General features: G+C 72.2%; 14 protein-coding genes. 9 read left to right on the top strand and 5 right to left on the bottom strand.

Annotated elements, in window-relative coordinates; translation table 11 throughout:
* Positions 1-126 precede the first annotated feature (126 nt).
* Complete coding sequence (locus OG370_RS22110) at positions 127-2,109, top strand: hypothetical protein (protein ID WP_328466910.1); 1,983 nt, start codon at positions 127-129, stop codon at positions 2,107-2,109.
* A gap of 41 nt (positions 2,110-2,150) precedes the next feature.
* Here OG370_RS22110 and OG370_RS22105 read toward each other — a convergent pair whose 3' ends face one another.
* Together OG370_RS22105 and OG370_RS22100 are read right to left on the bottom strand one after the other, a co-directional pair.
* Positions 2,151-2,696, bottom strand: coding sequence for a hypothetical protein (locus OG370_RS22105; RefSeq protein WP_328466908.1), 546 nt, complete (start codon positions 2,694-2,696; stop codon positions 2,151-2,153).
* A 114-nt stretch (positions 2,697-2,810) separates the two neighbouring features.
* Positions 2,811-3,479, bottom strand: a complete 669-nt coding sequence (locus OG370_RS22100) for a hypothetical protein (RefSeq protein WP_328466906.1) — start codon at positions 3,477-3,479, stop codon at positions 2,811-2,813.
* A 370-nt stretch (positions 3,480-3,849) separates the two neighbouring features.
* Between OG370_RS22100 and OG370_RS22095 the strand changes: the two genes are divergently transcribed.
* The 7 genes from OG370_RS22095 to OG370_RS22065 all read left to right on the top strand — a co-directional run bounded on the left by OG370_RS22095 (position 3,850) and on the right by OG370_RS22065 (position 12,680).
* Complete coding sequence (locus OG370_RS22095; RefSeq protein WP_328466904.1) at positions 3,850-5,238, top strand: efflux RND transporter periplasmic adaptor subunit; 1,389 nt, start codon at positions 3,850-3,852, stop codon at positions 5,236-5,238.
* Positions 5,235-6,164, top strand: coding sequence for an ABC transporter ATP-binding protein (locus OG370_RS22090; RefSeq protein ID WP_328466902.1), 930 nt, complete (start codon positions 5,235-5,237; stop codon positions 6,162-6,164). Before OG370_RS22095 ends, OG370_RS22090 begins: the two co-directional genes overlap by 4 nt.
* On the top strand, positions 6,161-7,378 hold the full coding sequence (locus OG370_RS22085; RefSeq protein ID WP_328466900.1) for an ABC transporter permease: 1,218 nt from the start codon (positions 6,161-6,163) through the stop codon (positions 7,376-7,378). Before OG370_RS22090 ends, OG370_RS22085 begins: the two co-directional genes overlap by 4 nt.
* 50 nt (positions 7,379-7,428) lie before the next feature.
* Positions 7,429-8,319 carry a hypothetical protein gene (locus OG370_RS22080; protein WP_328466898.1) on the top strand — a complete coding sequence of 297 codons (891 nt, stop codon included), beginning with the start codon at positions 7,429-7,431 and terminating at the stop codon, positions 8,317-8,319.
* A gap of 69 nt (positions 8,320-8,388) precedes the next feature.
* Positions 8,389-9,129 (top strand): response regulator transcription factor, encoded by a 741-nt coding sequence (locus tag OG370_RS22075; RefSeq protein WP_328466896.1) that lies wholly within the window; start codon positions 8,389-8,391, stop codon positions 9,127-9,129.
* A 14-nt stretch (positions 9,130-9,143) separates the two neighbouring features.
* On the top strand, positions 9,144-10,892 hold the full coding sequence (locus tag OG370_RS22070) for a sensor histidine kinase (RefSeq protein WP_328466894.1): 1,749 nt from the start codon (positions 9,144-9,146) through the stop codon (positions 10,890-10,892).
* A gap of 318 nt (positions 10,893-11,210) precedes the next feature.
* Positions 11,211-12,680, top strand: a complete 1,470-nt coding sequence (locus tag OG370_RS22065; protein WP_328466892.1) for a hypothetical protein — start codon at positions 11,211-11,213, stop codon at positions 12,678-12,680.
* A gap of 91 nt (positions 12,681-12,771) precedes the next feature.
* Here OG370_RS22065 and OG370_RS22060 read toward each other — a convergent pair whose 3' ends face one another.
* From OG370_RS22060 to OG370_RS22050, 3 genes are all read right to left on the bottom strand, one after another.
* A complete protein-coding gene (locus tag OG370_RS22060; protein ID WP_328466890.1) occupies positions 12,772-13,137 on the bottom strand; it encodes a hypothetical protein in 366 nt (121 codons plus the stop codon).
* 84 nt (positions 13,138-13,221) lie between these two features.
* Positions 13,222-13,641 carry an RbsD/FucU domain-containing protein gene (locus OG370_RS22055; protein WP_328466888.1) on the bottom strand — a complete coding sequence of 140 codons (420 nt, stop codon included), beginning with the start codon at positions 13,639-13,641 and terminating at the stop codon, positions 13,222-13,224.
* A 76-nt stretch (positions 13,642-13,717) separates the two neighbouring features.
* Positions 13,718-14,572, bottom strand: coding sequence for a chitosanase (locus OG370_RS22050; RefSeq protein WP_328466886.1), 855 nt, complete (start codon positions 14,570-14,572; stop codon positions 13,718-13,720).
* 213 nt (positions 14,573-14,785) lie between these two features.
* On the opposite strand from OG370_RS22050, the gene OG370_RS22045 reads away from it, so the two are divergent.
* Positions 14,786-15,016, top strand: a complete 231-nt coding sequence (locus tag OG370_RS22045; protein ID WP_328466884.1) for a DUF2277 domain-containing protein — start codon at positions 14,786-14,788, stop codon at positions 15,014-15,016.
* The last annotated feature ends 57 nt before the right edge of the window (positions 15,017-15,073 follow it).

The following is a 15,073-nucleotide window of genomic DNA, read 5'->3' as shown; positions in this document are numbered from 1 at the left end:
AGGCGGATACTGTACCGATGTGACCAAGCGGTAGCGATGCGTGATCGAAGAACCGGCGAAGTCGACCGCCCGCACCCGCCCGCCACGCGCGCACCGCATTCGCAAGGAGCCCAGGGGGCAAGGCAGATGACGGAGTTCTCGGGGATAGATCCTCAGGCGCTCAAGGGCATGATCTCGTCGTTCAGCGCCGACAAGGAAAGCCTGCACGACGCCTACAGCCGGTACTGGTTCCGCTTCTACCAGCACGGCCTCGACGGCAGCCCGCTCAACAGTCTCAACGGCATCGCTTCATGGATGGACGACCAGGTGCCCGGCCTCAAGCGGCGCTACAGCTTGGCCGTCGGGATGGAGCACGGCGGCGACATGAAGCACGTCGTGCAGGTACCCGAACCGGTGATCAGCAGCGCGGCGGCGAAGAAAGAGGCGCAGTCCCTCGCGAAGCAGCTCGCCGACATCAAGAAGCTGGACGGTGAGGGCGGCAAGCAGTACCACGCCATCGCCGAGCAGCTCAAGGACCACGAGGACGACCCGGACTACTGCTCCGCCTTCTACGCCGCCCTCAAACCGCCGAACCTCGCGGTGAGCCTGCCCAGCATGATGGCCGCCACCGGTAGCGGCACCGCCCCCAAGGACTTGGAGATCTACAGCAAGGCGCTCGGCGCCGCGAGCCGCGCGCCGTACCCGGCCCCCGGGTTCGACAAGGTCGAGAAGCTGTACACCTCCCCCGTGCCCAAGGGTGACTACCCGGCGGGCTGGGACCGGATGGCGATGATGCAGTACGGCGACTTCGACTCGAAGTTCCTCGCCGACGCCAGCCGTGCCTCCGTCCTCGACCAGCTCGCCAAGGACCCCGACCAGGACTTCCGCGGCACCATGACCGATGCGCAGCAGCTCGGGCTTCCGCAGGACACCGTGGCCATGGCACTCGGCGCCCTCGGCCGCAACGGCCCCGCGTCCTTCACCGCCATCGCGCAGATGGGCGACCCGAAGAACCCCGACCTGCAGGGCCACCTCGACGGCCTGTTCAAGTACGCCAAGTGGGACTCCGACGTCCAGACCAACCTCGGCAAGGTCATCGACGCCGGCTCCGGTGTCACCGGCCACACCGACGCGAACGGCAACTGGCACGCGGACCCCGAGAAGCACGACGACTACCAGAGCACCTTCGCCTACTGCGCGATGCTCGCCGCCGGCAACAACGCCGGTGAGATCGACAAGAACTTCGACGGCTGGGCGAAGCAGGACCTGGGACGCCTGGCGGCTTCCTACCCGCAGGAGTTGATCTCCAGCGGCAGCGGTATGAGCCACGACGTCAAGGACTCGATGCTCGGTGTCCCCGCTGGTTTCAAGCCAGTGGTGGGCACCAACCCGTCCTTCCTGCTCAACGGCCAGGACACGTACAAGTTCCTCAAGACGTTCGCGGGTGACGACTCCTACAGCGCACCGTACGACGAAGTGATGGGGAACCTCCAGCACGACATCCTGGTCAAGGCCGCGCGCATAGACGCGACCGCCGTCAACAGCGGCAAGCAGGACCCGAACGCCTACGACCTCGCTTCCCAGGCGTTCGGCAATATCGGACGCCAGCAGTACGACGCCGAGAAGCACGTCCGCGGCGGCATGGACGCCTCCGACGAGGCGAACCGCGAGGCCCTGAAGCGCTTCATCGTCCTCGGCTCGGAAGTTGCCGGTGAGCCCGAACTCGGTTACGGGGCCACGCTTGCCTGGCGAGTCGGCATGTTCAGCCTCAAGGAGTACGGCGGCGCGGCCTACGTCGACCAGGGCGAACCGCGTACCGAGCAGCTCGAGGACGGGAACTACGAGCGGATCATGCACACGCACTACACCATGACGTCCACCCTGCTGGAGGGTGGCTGGAAGACCACCACACCTCTGCCCGCCGATCTCAAGGGCCCCGACGGCAAACTCAAGCCCTTCGAAGAACTGGCCAAGAACAACCAACTCGACGATTTCGACGACTGGGTCAACGAACAGCAGGGCGACGCCGCTCATCCGGACTCGCTGGAGCAGAAGCAATCGCTGACCAGCAGTATGATGAACAGCGCGGAGGCTGACGAATACGCTCATGAAGTGGACGGCGACGTGTAGCAGCTGAGTCGGGCCGCGGAGGTCGGTGACCGCGGCCCGACTCAACCGGTGCGCAGGCAGTCCGTGTGCGCGGTGACGGCCCACACTTCGGTGGAGGCGTGATCGCTCGAGGCGGTGGCCGTGACAGTGAGGTGGATGCGAGTCTTCTTGTTCACCAGCGGTTTGGACATGTGGCTGTCATAGTCGCCGTTGTCCGTCTTCGTGCCGATGTCGACGATGTATCCCCGATTCGCCAACAGCCCGGCACTGCTGCTCGTGGTGACGTTCAGATAGGTGTCCACCGGGCCGATGGTGAACGTCTGGTGCCCGGCGAAGGAGTAGCTGGCCTTGTCGTGCCCGCAGGACACGGCCTTGGTGCCGTCCTGGGTGACAGTGAACGGGGTCGTGGGTTTGCCGTACCGGCGTTCCTTCGCCGCCACCCACCGCGCGTCCGCGGCCATCTTCACCGCCGAGTCCTTCGCCTTCGGGCCCGACGGCGAACTGGAGCACCCCGACACCGCCAGCGCGAGCACCACCGCACCCGCCGCGCAAGCGGAGAGCCGCACGGCGCCGCGCGGCAGGTGCCCGCGTCGCCCGATCCCGGACATATGGACCCCCATGTGTGGCATGACCGCACGGCCTCGGACGGCGGTGCGTTCGGAAACTACCGCACGGTGAGCCGGGGCGGGAGGGGGTCTTGGTGGAGTCGAGCCAGGTGGGGTCTAGGAGGGGGTGGAGGTGGGGCGTTGGGGGAGGAGGGGCTTGCAGGTGGCGTAGGCCTTGGCGGTTTTCGGGTCGGCGGTGTTGAGGTTGCGGATGGCGCCGAAGCCGCCGTAGCCGCCGCGGCCGTTGCCTGCGGAGGCGCTCGCGTCGGGCGAGGGGGTGGGGAGGGTGACGCCGTGGTCCTTGAGGCAACCGGTGAACGCCTGGATCGCGCTGGCATCGGCCCCGCCGTTGGCGCCGCCGGGGCCGCCGCCCGGGAACTTCGGCTGCTTGGAGGCGCACGCCTTGAGCGCCTTCTGGGTGGCCGCGTCGGGCGAGGCCCCGCCGATCCCGCCGAAGCCGCCCCGGTACCCGCCGCTGGAACGGCCGCTCGGCGCACCGCTGGGACGGCCGCTGGGCCGCGCACCGCCCGAAGGGCGTTTGAAGGTGGGCAGGTTGACACCGTGCTGCGACAGGCACTGCCGGTACGCCTCCATGTCCTGCCCGCCCCCGCCGCCCGAGGCGGCCACGGACGCGGAGGCGGACGCGGAGGACTTCGCGTCCGAGGAGGAGGAACCGCCGGAGGAGCACGCGGTGAGCGCGAGCGCGCCCGAGGCGAGTACGGCGACGAACGCCCCGGCCCGCACCGCGATGCGCGCCTCGGGCGGCCGGCTGGTGGTCCAGTTCATGACCGTGGTCTCCTCGGGGAAAGCCGGACACCGCACCACCGGATCGGCGTCCGGTGGCGAGGTGCCGCGGCACGTTGCCGTATGGCTGTCAGCCGTACTTGGGGCCGCCCGCGCGCACGCACGGGACGCGGGGACACGCGAGCGACGGTGGAACTGAACCGCATACAGGTGGGGACTGTCGGGGATCGAGCTGTGAGTTCCCGGGGAGCGCCCCGTCGCAACGGGCTTCCGGGGGCGGCCTTTTCGCCCGGTTGAGCGGCGGAAGTCCGTTTCGGAGGCGCCCGCGGCGGCCGCACGGCGGGCCAGGTTCCCAGCAAACTCCCAGGCTGCTCCCAGGCCTTCAATGGCGTCGGAGTCCAAGATGCGCGCCATGAAGGTGCTCCCACGGCGGCGCAGGGCCGTCCTGATCAACTCGGTGCTCGGCGTGGTGGTCCTCGCGGGCGCCGGCGGCGCCTACGCGGCGGTGCACGACGACAGCGGCAAGTCCGCGAGCTCGGGCGGCGCACGGACCGCGACCGTGACCACGGCCACGGTGTCGGCCACCGTATCCGGCTCCGGCACGCTCTCCTCCCCGAGCGACGCGGGGCTGAACTTCACCACCGGCGGCACCCTCACCGAGGTCGACGTCAAGCCGGGCGACAAGGTGAAGAAGGACCAGGTGCTGGCGAAGGTCGACCCGACCGCCGCGAAGGAGACGCTCCAGCAGGACGAGGCGTCCCTGACCGCGGCCGAGGCGAACCTGACGAAGGTCGAGGCCGGCGAGACCCCCGCCTCCTCCGGCACGGACTCCGGCTCCGGCTCGTCCGGCTCCGGCTCCAACTCCGGCAGCAGCCGCGAGACGGTCGTCACCCCGACCCCCACCCCGACCGTCGACCCGGCCCAACTCGCCTCCGCACAGGCCCAGTTGACTGAGGCGCAGAACGCCGTGGACGCCGCGCAGCGCGCGGTGGACGGCTGCGTGCTGAAGGCCGCCGTCAGCGGCACCGTGGCCTCGGTGGACGGCGTGAAGGGCGACACGGTCAGCGGCACCTCCGGCAGCGGTACGAGTTCGGGCTCGGGCTCGTCGGGGTCGGGTTCCAGCGGCAGTTCGTCGTCGGGCTCCTCCTCCAGTTCCTCCGGTTCCACCCCGACCGGGTTCGTGGTCCTCACCAACCCCTCGGGCATGCAGGTGAAGGCGGACTTCTCCGAGGCCGACTCGCTGAAGATCAAGGCCGGCCAGGCCGCGACCGTCACGCTGAACGCCGAGTCCGGCACCGTGCTCGACGCCAAGGTGCTGTCGATCAGTTCGCTGCCGGTCAGCAGCAGTTCCAGCTCCGGCGGGTCGGGCTCCAGCGGCAGCGCGGTGCAGTACGCCGCCACGCTGAGCATCACCAGTGACACCTCGAACCTGCGCACCGGCCTGAGCGCCAGCATCCAGGTGACCACCGGCCAGGCGGCCGACGCGCTGAGCGTGCCGACCGCCGCGGTCTCCGGCACCGGCACCAACCGTACGGTCCTGGTGGTCAACTCCGACGGCTCCACCACCCGCACCCCGGTGACCGTGGGCGTCGAGGGCGACTCGGCCGACCAGATCACCAGCGGCCTGAAGGAGGGCCAGCAGGTGCAGATCCCGCAGGTCGCCTCCTCCGGCAACGGCGGCTTCCCGAGCGGTGCGTTCCCCGGCGGCATCGGCGGCGGCGCCAACCGGCTCGGCGCCGCGGGCGGCGCCGGCGGCGGCTTCCGCACCGGCGGCACCGCCGGCGGAGGTGGCCGCGGATGAGGCAGGCCCTGGGCAAGCGGCTCGGCGGCCTGGCCGGAGCGGCGTCCGGGCTGCACCGGCTGCGCCGCACGGCGGATGACGAGGCGGCCGCCGAGATGGCCGACGGCGGCCCCTGGGGCCCGGCCCCGGTCATCGAGGTGCGCTCCCTGCTCAAGACGTACGGCCACGGCGACGCCGCCGTCCGCGCGCTCGGCGGCCCCGCCGACCCGCTCACCGGTGACTCCCCCGGCGTGGACCTGCTGGTCGAACAGGGCGACATGGTCGCGGTGATGGGCAGTTCCGGCTCCGGCAAGTCCACCCTGATGAACATCCTCGGCTGCCTCGACGTGCCGACCGCCGGCCGCTACCTGCTGGACGGCATCGACGTCGGCGGCCTGGACGAGCACCAGCTCTCCCTGGTCCGCAACCGCAAGATCGGCTTCGTCTTCCAGTCGTTCAACCTGGTGCCGCGCACCCCGGCGCTCGCCCAGGTCGAACTCCCGCTCGCCTACGCCGGCGTGAAGGCCGCCGAGCGGCGCCGCCGGGCGCTGGCCGCGCTCTCCCTGGTCGGCCTCGCCGACCGCGTCGACCACCGGCCCAACGAACTGTCCGGCGGCCAGCAGCAGCGCGTCGCGGTGGCCCGCGCCCTGGTCACGGCGCCGGCGATGCTGCTCGCCGACGAGCCGACCGGCAACCTGGACAGCCACAGCACCGAGGATGTGCTCGCCATCATCGACCGGCTCAACGCGTCCGGGCGCACCGTCGTACTGATCACCCACGAGGACGAAGTGGCCCGGCACGCCAAGCGCGTGATCCGGCTGGTGGACGGGCAGGTCGTGGAGGACGTACGGCAGGCCGCGGTGGACGGGCCGCCGCCCGCGCTGCGCGACCCGGCGGAGTTCGCCTCCCACGCCCCGCACGCCATGAGCGGGGGTGCGGCCCGGTGAACCCGTTCGAGATCCTGCGGTTCGCCGTCGGCGGGCTCGCCGCGAACAAGGTGCGCTCCGCGCTGACCATGCTCGGCGTGCTGATCGGCGTGGCCGCCGTCATCATCCTGCTCGCGGTCGGCAACGGCTCCTCACAGTCGGTCAAGGACTCCATCGAGAAGCTGGGCACCAACTCGCTCACCGTCTCCTCCGGCGGCGGCTTCAGCGCGTCGGGCTCGTCGTCCGCGACCAGCACCAAGCCGCTCACCGTGGACGACGCCCGCGCGCTCGCCAACCCCGCCGACGCGCCCGACATCGAGTCCGTCGCGCCCGAGGTCACCACCTCGCAGTCCGCGGTCTACAACGGCACCTCGCACACCGTCGGGCAGGTCGTGGGCACGTACCCGGCCTACTTCCAGACCTCCAACAGCAAGGTCGACAAGGGCGACTACTTCAGCGCCGACGACGTGCTCAACTCCCGCAAGGTCGCCGTGATCGGCTCCACCACCGCGACCGACCTGTTCGGCACCGTCTCCCCGATCGGCAAGAAGCTGGTGATCGGCGGCACTCCGTTCACGGTCGTCGGGGAGCTGGCCACCAAGGGCGGCACCGGCTTCCAGGACCCGGACGACACGGTGATCGCGCCGCTGCCGACCGTGCAGAACGCCTTCACCGGCTTCGGGCCGGTCAGCCAGATCCTGGTCGAGGCGAAGTCCGCCGGCGCGACCACGCCCGCGCAGAACGAGATCACCACGATCCTGATGGGCACGCACGGCATCAGCGACCCGAACGCGCTCGACTTCCGGGTGAGCAACCAGGCGTCGCTGCTGAGCACCCAGTCCGACACCAACAAGACCTTCACGGTGCTGCTCGGCGCGGTCGCGGCGATCTCGCTGCTGGTCGGCGGGATCGGCATCACCAACATCATGCTGGTCACGGTCACCGAGCGGACCCGGGAGATCGGCATCCGCAAGGCGATCGGCGCGCCCAAGGGCGTCATCCTCGGGCAGTTCCTCGCCGAGTCCACGCTGCTGTCGCTGATCGGCGGCGGGCTCGGGGTGGTCGGCGGGCTGATCGGCTCGCGGTTCACCATCGTCGGCATCAAACCGGCGGTCATCCCCGCGTCGGTGTGGGGCGCGTTCGCCATCGCGGTGGCCATCGGGCTCTTCTTCGGCAGCTACCCGGCCAACCGGGCGGCGGGCCTGCGGCCCATCGAGGCCCTGCGGCACGAGTGATGTTCACCAAGAGACACAAGCGGAACACGGGATCAGGAAGAGGGGCCGAGATGGCGCGACGCCGCACCGAGCTTGTCAAGGCAGACGCCGAGGCCGCAGGCGGGATCGAGATCATGGAAGGGCCGCGGCAGACCGGGAGTTCGCAGACCCCGGCCGGCGCCGGCGGCCCCGGTGGTCCGAGCCGCGCGGGCGGTCCGGGCGGCACCGTGCCCGACCCCCGCGGCGGGGCCGGGTACCCGGCGAACGGCGCGGGCCCCAAGGGCACGTACCCCGAAGGCACGTACCCCGAGGGCGGATACGACATCGAGCGTCCCGGCGAGCACCCCGAGGACATCCTCGCCGAGCCGCCGGACGCCCGCGACATCTCCGCCGAGCTGACCGCCCCGCCGCGCCGCAAGCTGCCGTGGCTGACCCTGGTGCTGTCCGCGTGCGTGGTGGCCGCGGCGGCGTTCTCCGGCGGCGCCCTCGTCGAGAAGCACCATCTGAACGGCAGCACCACGGCCGGGCGGTCCGGCTTCCCGAGCGGGCCGACCGGCGGCACCGCGGGCACCGGCCGGACCGGCGGCGCGGGCGGCCGCTTCGGCGGCACCGCGGGCACCGGCACGACCGCGGGCGGCGGCACCGCCGCGAACGGCGTGACGGTCGGCACGGTCAAGCTCGTCGACGGCAAGACCCTCTACGTCACCGACGCCCAGGGCAACATCGTCAAGGTCACCACCGGCGGCTCCACCAAGGTCACCGAGTCCAAGTCCGGCAAGGTCTCCGACCTCAAGGCCGGCCAGAGCGTCACCGTCCTCGGCACCAAGGGCGCCGACGGCAACGTGACCGCGACCACCGTCACCGAGGGCGGCGGCACCGCCGGCGGGTTCGGCGGGTTCGGGGGCTTCGGCGGCGGGAGCACCGCGGGCGGCACCGGCGGCGCCGGGGGCACCGGCAACTGACACACTCGGCTCACAGCATCGGCACGTACGGTGCGGTCGTATCCCACCGGGCCGGGAGGAGGAGTCCTCATGGAGACACCCGAAGCCAGCCTGCTGGTCGTGGACGACGAACCGAACATCAGGGAACTGCTCTCCGCGTCCCTGCGGTTCGTCGGCTTCAAGGTGGTCTCCGCTGCCACCGGCGCCGACGCGCTGGCCGCCGTCGCCCGCGAACGGCCCGACCTGGTGGTCCTCGACGTGATGCTGCCGGACATGAACGGCTTCACCGTCGTCAAGCGGCTGCGCGAGGAGAGCGGGCCGCACCCGCGGGCGGGCGGCGGGCCCGACCGGCTGCCGGTGCTCTTCCTCACCGCGAAGGACGGCGTCGACGACAAGATCAGCGGCCTCACCGCGGGCGGCGACGACTACGTCACCAAGCCGTTCAGCCTGGAGGAGCTGATCGCCCGGATCAGGGCGATCCTGCGCCGCACCGGCGGCCCCACCGACGACGGGCGGCTGGTCGCAGGCGACCTGGAGCTCGACCCGGTCGGCCACCAGGTGCTGCGGGCCGGCCGCCAGATCTCCCTGTCCCCCACCGAGTTCAAGCTGCTCGCCTACCTGATGGCCAACGCCGACCGGGTGGTCTCCAAGCTGCAGATCCTCGACCACGTGTGGGCGTACGACTTCGGCGGCGACCTGAGCATCGTCGAGTCGTACATCTCGTACGTGCGGCGCAAGGTGGACGCGGTGGCGGGCGGCGGCCCGAAGCTGATCCACACGGTGCGGGGGGTCGGCTACGTGCTGCGCCGTCCCGCGCCGGGCCAGGGCTGAACGGCGGCGCGGCCATGGGGTTCCCGCCGCCGCGACCAGCGGGCCCGCCCGACCCGCCCGGCATACGGACCGACCCGCCCGGCATACGACCCGGCGCGTCCGGACCGGCCGGACGCTCAGGCCCCGGCGCGGCGCTGCGCCGGATCAGGCGGTGGCCGGCCGGCTTCCAGTGGTCGGCGGTGTCGCTGCGCTCCCGGCTGGTGCTGCTCGCCCTGGTGCTGGTGCTGCTGGGCCTGGCGGTCAGCGACACGGTGGTCCTCGGCTCGGTGCGCGGGCAGTTGGTGCAGCGGGTGGACCAGCAGCTCCAGCGGTACGGCCAGCCGCTCGCCCGCCGGCTCGGCACGGAGGGCGTCCCGCCGCCGCGCTACCTGGCCCCCGGAACCGGCCACGGCGGCTCCATGAGCACGCACGGCGCGAACGGCACGACCGGCGGGAGCGGCAACGCTTCGGGCCCGGCCGCCGCGAACACCGTGAACAGCCCCGGCGGGGCCCGCCCCTGGCTGCCCAGCCAGTTCGTCGTCGCCTTCGCCGCCGCCGACGGCCACGTGGCCGAGCAGTTCCGGATGCCGGTCGCCGCGAACGACCCGCAGCCACTGTGGCCCACGATGGACGCGACCCGGCTGCGTTCCCGCTTCGGCCACCCCTTCGACGTACGCAGCGACCACGGCGGCGGCAGCTGGCGGGTGCTGATCATGCCGGTCGGCACCGGCACCGACGAGGCCCTCGACCGCGCCGGCACGCCCACCGCCGATCTGCCCGCCGGGGTCGTGGTGGCCTCCTCCCTGGACGACGTCTCCTCCACCACCAGCCACCTCAGCACCGCGTTCCTGCTGATCGGCGGCGTCGTGGTGGCGCTGCTCGGCGTCGCGGGCTGGTTCGCCGTCCGCGCCGGGCTGCGGCCGCTGCGCCGGATCGAGGCGACCGCGGCCGAGATCGCCGCGGGCCGCCCGCTGTCGCACCGCATGCCGGAGGCGTCGCCGGGCACCGAGGTCGGCCGGCTGTCGTCCGCGCTCAACGGCATGCTCGCGCAGATAGAGTCCGCGTTCGCCGCCCGCGCCGAGTCCGAACAGCAGATGCGGCGGTTCGTCGCCGACGCCAGCCACGAACTGCGCACCCCGCTGGCCGGTATCCGCGGCTTCGCCGAGCTGTACCGGATGGGCGCGCTCGCCGACGACGCCGACGTGAAGCGGACGATGGCCCGGATCGAGAGCGAGGCCGTACGCCTCGGCGGCCTGGTGGAGGACCTGCTCACGCTGGTGCGGATGGACGAGCAGCGGCCGGTCCAGCTCGCGCCGATGGACCTGCGCACCCTCGCGGTGGACGCCCTGCACGACACCACCGCCCTCGACCCGACCCGACCGGTCACCCTCACCGGGCCCGGCGGCACCGGCACCCCGCCAGGACCGGCACCGGTGCTCGGCGACGAGGCGCGGCTGCGCCAGGTCGTCGCCAACCTCGTCGGCAACGCCGTCGCCCACACACCGCCCGGCACCCCGGTACGGATAGGCGTCGGCACCTCCGGCGGGCACGGAATCCTCGAAGTCGCCGACCGCGGGCCGGGCCTCACCCCTGATCAGGCCGCGCGCGTCTTCGAGCGCTTCTACCGGGTCGACGCCTCCCGCTCCCGCGCCACCGGCGGCGGCGCGGGCCTCGGCCTCGCCATCGCCTCCGCGCTCGTCACCGCCCACCACGGCACCGTCGAACTGGACACCGAGCCCGGCGACGGCGCCACCTTCCGCATCCGCCTGCCGTCCGCGCGCTGACCTGGACGCCTCGCCGGCGGGCCCGGACTCCGCTCCGTGGTGCGCGGGTTACGGATGGGTATCAGGAGGCAACCATCCGTCCGGATAGCCGCTCTTTAGGTGCACACGCGCGTTCAACTGCGGTTTCGGCGTTTCGTACGTCTACGCTCGCGAATCCGGGGGGACCGCGCCACGCCCGAGGCTGGAAGGTCGCCGATGCCCGAACCGCTGAGCGCTGCACGCCGAGGCCCGTCGTCGGCACCCGGGAGGGCCGCCGCATCCTCGGCGGGAGCGGCGGCAGGGGCGCCCGCGCGGCGGTGGGGGCTGTGGATCGCGGCCGTGTGCACGGTGTTCGTCGCGGCGCAACTGATCCTGGTGCTGCCGGGTTCGGGGCTCGGCTGGGACGAGACGGTCTACACCAGCCAGGTCAGCGGCCACATCCCGGCGGCCACCTTCAGCGCCCCGCGGGCCCGCGGGATCTCCTTCCTGGCCGCGCCGGTCGCGCAGTTCACCGACTCCCCGGTCGCGCTGCGGCTGTGGATGGCGGCACTGTCCGGCATCGGGCTCTACGTCGCGCTGCGCGCATGGCGCGGAGTGCTGCCCGAACGCGTACTCGCGCTGGCCGGCGCCCTGTTCGCCGGACTGTGGATCACCCTGTTCTACGGGCCGCAGGTGATGCCGAACATGTGGAGCACCTTCGGCGCGCTCGCCGCCGTGGGCTGCTTCGTACGGGCCACCCGCGATCCCCGCAACCGCGCCGCGCTGGTCGGGCTCGCCGCGGGCATCACCGTGGTGGGGCTGATGCGCCCGCCGGACGCGGGCTGGCTGGCGCTGCCGCTGGCCGTCGTGGCGCTGGCGGTGCCGCGCTGGCGGCGCCCGGCGCTGTTCGCGGTCCTGGTCGCGGGCGTGGTGCTCGGCTGCGCGGAGTGGGTGATCGAGGCGTACGTCCGCTACGGCGGCGTGACCGAGCGGCTGCACAGCTCCAGCGCGGTCGAGGGCGGGATGGGCCTGCACCTGGCGATCGACGACCAGATCCGCTCGCTCAGCGGCCGCGCGCTGTGCCGCCCCTGCAACGTGCCGTGGCGGCACAAGGACGCGTCGGTGTGGTGGTTCGTGCTGCCGTTCCTGGCCGCGGGCGGCGCCGCCGTGGCGCCCCGGGTACGGCGCTCGGCGGTGTGGATCGCCGCGCTGACCGGGCTCGCGATGGCCGTGCCGTACCTCTTCACGATCTCGTACGCGGCCCCGCGCTTCCTGCTGCCGACGTACGCGCTGCTGGCGCTGCCGGTCTCGGAGTGCCTGTGGTGGCTGATCACGCGCCCCGACAGCCGGACCGAGGCGGACCAGGTCCGGCGCCCGGGCGAGGCGCCGGGAGAACGCCCGGGCGTGCCAAGGAAGTTGCGGCTGCGCCCGGTGGCCACCGCGCTGGTCGCCGTCGGGCTGTGCGGCCACCTCGCCATCCAGGGCGGCATCCTGCACATCGCCACCCGCAACAACCACCGCACCAGCCAGGAGTACCGCGCCGTCGCCGACGGGCTGCACGCCCACGGCGTCCGCGCGCCCTGCACCGTCAGCGGTGTCTCGGCGGTGCCGATCGCCTTCTACGCCGGTTGCTCGTCACGGCAGTTGAGCGGCCCCGACGTGAGCATCGACGCGGCAGGGCTGCTGGCGCAGACCCATCAGCGGCCGGTCGCCTACCTGGTCACCGGCGGCGGGCGCCCGCCCGCCTTCGCCCGCGACTGGCGGTCGGTGCCGCTGCCCACCCCGCACGGTGCCCGCGCCTTCCGCGCCTACCTGCCGCCGTCCCGGTGAGGCCGGGCGGCCGACACGGAAGGTGCGACCGGTGTGGCCGGGGGCACGGCCAAAACCGCGGCCCCGCGGACAACTCCCTTCCCGGGCACGGCTACAGGTCCGCGATCTCCTCGGCGTAGATCTGCCCGAGCGGCTGCGGGCCGACGTACTGCTGGCAGTTGCAGGTGCCGGCTTCGTACTGGGTGGGCTTGCGGTCGGCGTCCCACGCGGTCGGGACCTCCACCGCCTCGTGGCACTTGCCCTGCTTGTCGTGCTTGGCGAGGTGGTGGGTGCAGCCGCACACCGGCTCCGGCGCGCGCCCGGCCGCGGCGAGTTCGCGCCGCTCGGCCTGCTCGGCCTTCATCCGTTCCATCTGCCGCTTGTGGCGGGTGCGCAACGCGGTGCGCACCGTGTCGTTCACCGACTTGACCCCTCCGAGGCCGAAGATGGCGATCACCCACCACACCCAGGCATCCATCGCGCCGCGCCCCCATCCGCCCGGTGCCGTCCGGCACCCGCTGCCCTTTGACGGTTACAGCTTAGGGCCGCGGGCGGGTGCCGGTCAGTCCGCGCGCACGCCGAGCGTGAGCAGCAGGTTCGCGTACGTGCGCCGGTCGCCGGTGGCGATCACCAGCGCGGTGTCGGCGCCGCGGGCGGCGTCGTAGAAGGCGTGCCGGTCGAGCCCGTCGAGGGTCAACTCCGGCAGCGAGGAACGGAATTCGGCGAAGACCGGGGGTTCGGGCTGCTCGGGCGGCGGGGTCATCACCGTGGCGGCCTCGAACGGCGCCGCGTCCACCAGCGCGGCCAGCACCTCCGTGACCAGCATCCGGTCCGGGGTGAGGTTGAGGTAGACCCGCTGGGCGGCCGGGTGGGCGCCCGTGGTGTGCGGGTAGTGGCCGTCGCTGATCAGTACCCGCGAGCCGTGGCCCGCTGACGCGAGCGCGGCGAGAATCGTCGGGTGGGTGAGCTGGTATCGCAGCATGGACGGCTCCTTGAACGCGCAGGCGGGCGTAGAGATCGGATCTCTACGCCCGCGAGCGTACCGGGACCGGCAGGCCCTACGGCAGGGTGAGGATCTCGTACGAGTCCCCGTAGGTCTTCCAGTGCAGCGGCGGGTCGAGGTTGAGGTTGCCGTCGTTGAGGAACACCCGCTGCTCGGTGTCCACCCGGCTGGTGTCGTCGTGCGCGGCCTCGGTGAGCATCGCGGCCTTGCGCGCGTCGAGGTAGGCGTTGAGGTACTTCGTCTCGTCGCCGCCCTGCGCGGGCGTCTTCGCCTTCTTCATCGCGGTCTTGCGGATGCCGCCGAAGCTCACCGGGTCGTCGCCGGGGCCGTGCATGACCATGGCGTCGTAGTAGATGAACTGGCCCAGCGTGCCCAGCCCGTCCGACTTGGCCTGGTCCACCGCCGGGTTGAAGTACACGTCGTCGCGCTCGTCGTCCTGCGCCTGCTGGAAGACGGTGTCCTTCGCGGCGGTCTTCCACGCGCTGACGAACGCCGAGCCGAGGCCGGAGTGCGAGTCGGAGCCGTTGTCCGCCTCCAGGGCGGGCAGGTACTTCGCCAGCGGGTTGCCCGGCTCCATGTCCGTGTAGTGCTGGACGAGTTCGAGCATGTCGCCGGTGCCGGAACAGAAGCCGATGATGCCGGCCGTGTAGCCGCGGCCGTCGCCGATGTCCTCGATGTACTTGTACTGCGCCTTCCAGTCCAGCGAGGAGTTCTCGGCGGAGGAGACCAGCTCCATCGCCATCTCCTTCTTGTGCGGGTCGTCGAGGCCGGTGGCGGTCGAGGCGCCGGCGGTGCCGGCCATCGACAGGGTCGCGGTGCCCGCGGCGAGCACGGCCGCGGCGGCGGCCAGCGCGGTGCGCCGGGTCAGGGTGCGGCGCGGGGCGCCGGCGCGGTGGGGGGAGGTGTGCACGTGCGTCTCCGTTTCCGGCCACGACCCGGTTCCGGGCAGCGGCCAACTGCGGTTGCTGTGCTGGGACTTACCATTAGTTAGGAAAGGTTCCTAACTATGCGCAGCATTGAAGCACCACTGAGGCCGCCCGCCAAGGGGGCGGACCGGATCGATTCGCACGCTCCCCATCTGCCACCCGCGCCCCATGTCGGACCCGCGCGGCACACTGGAGGCATGTGCAGAAGCATCAAGACCCTGCGTCCGCCGATGGTCCCCGAGGTGCACGACGAGGACATCCGCGCCGCCGCGCTCCAGTACGTCCGGAAGGTCTCCGGGTTCCGCGCGCCCGCCGCGCACAACCAGGAGGTCTTCGACGCGGCCGTGGCCGCCGTCGCCGCGGCCACCGCCGAACTGCTCGACGGCCTGGAGGTGCGGGGCGCCTCGCCCGCGAAGGCGGTGGGCTGACCGCGCGCCGACCGCGCACGGACCGGTGGCGTACGCGCGCCGCCGCGCCGCGCGTCA

This window comes from Streptomyces sp. NBC_00448 (assembly GCF_036014115.1).
Classification (GTDB): domain Bacteria; phylum Actinomycetota; class Actinomycetes; order Streptomycetales; family Streptomycetaceae; genus Actinacidiphila.
Note: the sequence above shows the minus strand (reverse complement) of the source record. Positions and strands in the feature narration are given on the sequence as shown.

Coding starts and splice junctions, on each gene's coding strand:
- OG370_RS22060 (WP_328466890.1), bottom strand. CDS start 13,137: ATGGATGCCTGGGTGTGGTGGGTGATCGCCATCTTCGGCCTCGGAGGG.
- OG370_RS22045 (WP_328466884.1), top strand. CDS start 14,786: ATGTGCAGAAGCATCAAGACCCTGCGTCCGCCGATGGTCCCCGAGGTG.
- OG370_RS22110 (WP_328466910.1), top strand. CDS start 127: ATGACGGAGTTCTCGGGGATAGATCCTCAGGCGCTCAAGGGCATGATC.
- OG370_RS22090 (WP_328466902.1), top strand. CDS start 5,235: ATGAGGCAGGCCCTGGGCAAGCGGCTCGGCGGCCTGGCCGGAGCGGCG.
- OG370_RS22095 (WP_328466904.1), top strand. CDS start 3,850: ATGAAGGTGCTCCCACGGCGGCGCAGGGCCGTCCTGATCAACTCGGTG.
- OG370_RS22070 (WP_328466894.1), top strand. CDS start 9,144: ATGGGGTTCCCGCCGCCGCGACCAGCGGGCCCGCCCGACCCGCCCGGC.
- OG370_RS22080 (WP_328466898.1), top strand. CDS start 7,429: ATGGCGCGACGCCGCACCGAGCTTGTCAAGGCAGACGCCGAGGCCGCA.
- OG370_RS22075 (WP_328466896.1), top strand. CDS start 8,389: ATGGAGACACCCGAAGCCAGCCTGCTGGTCGTGGACGACGAACCGAAC.
- OG370_RS22100 (WP_328466906.1), bottom strand. CDS start 3,479: ATGAACTGGACCACCAGCCGGCCGCCCGAGGCGCGCATCGCGGTGCGG.
- OG370_RS22105 (WP_328466908.1), bottom strand. CDS start 2,696: ATGTCCGGGATCGGGCGACGCGGGCACCTGCCGCGCGGCGCCGTGCGG.
- OG370_RS22055 (WP_328466888.1), bottom strand. CDS start 13,641: ATGCTGCGATACCAGCTCACCCACCCGACGATTCTCGCCGCGCTCGCG.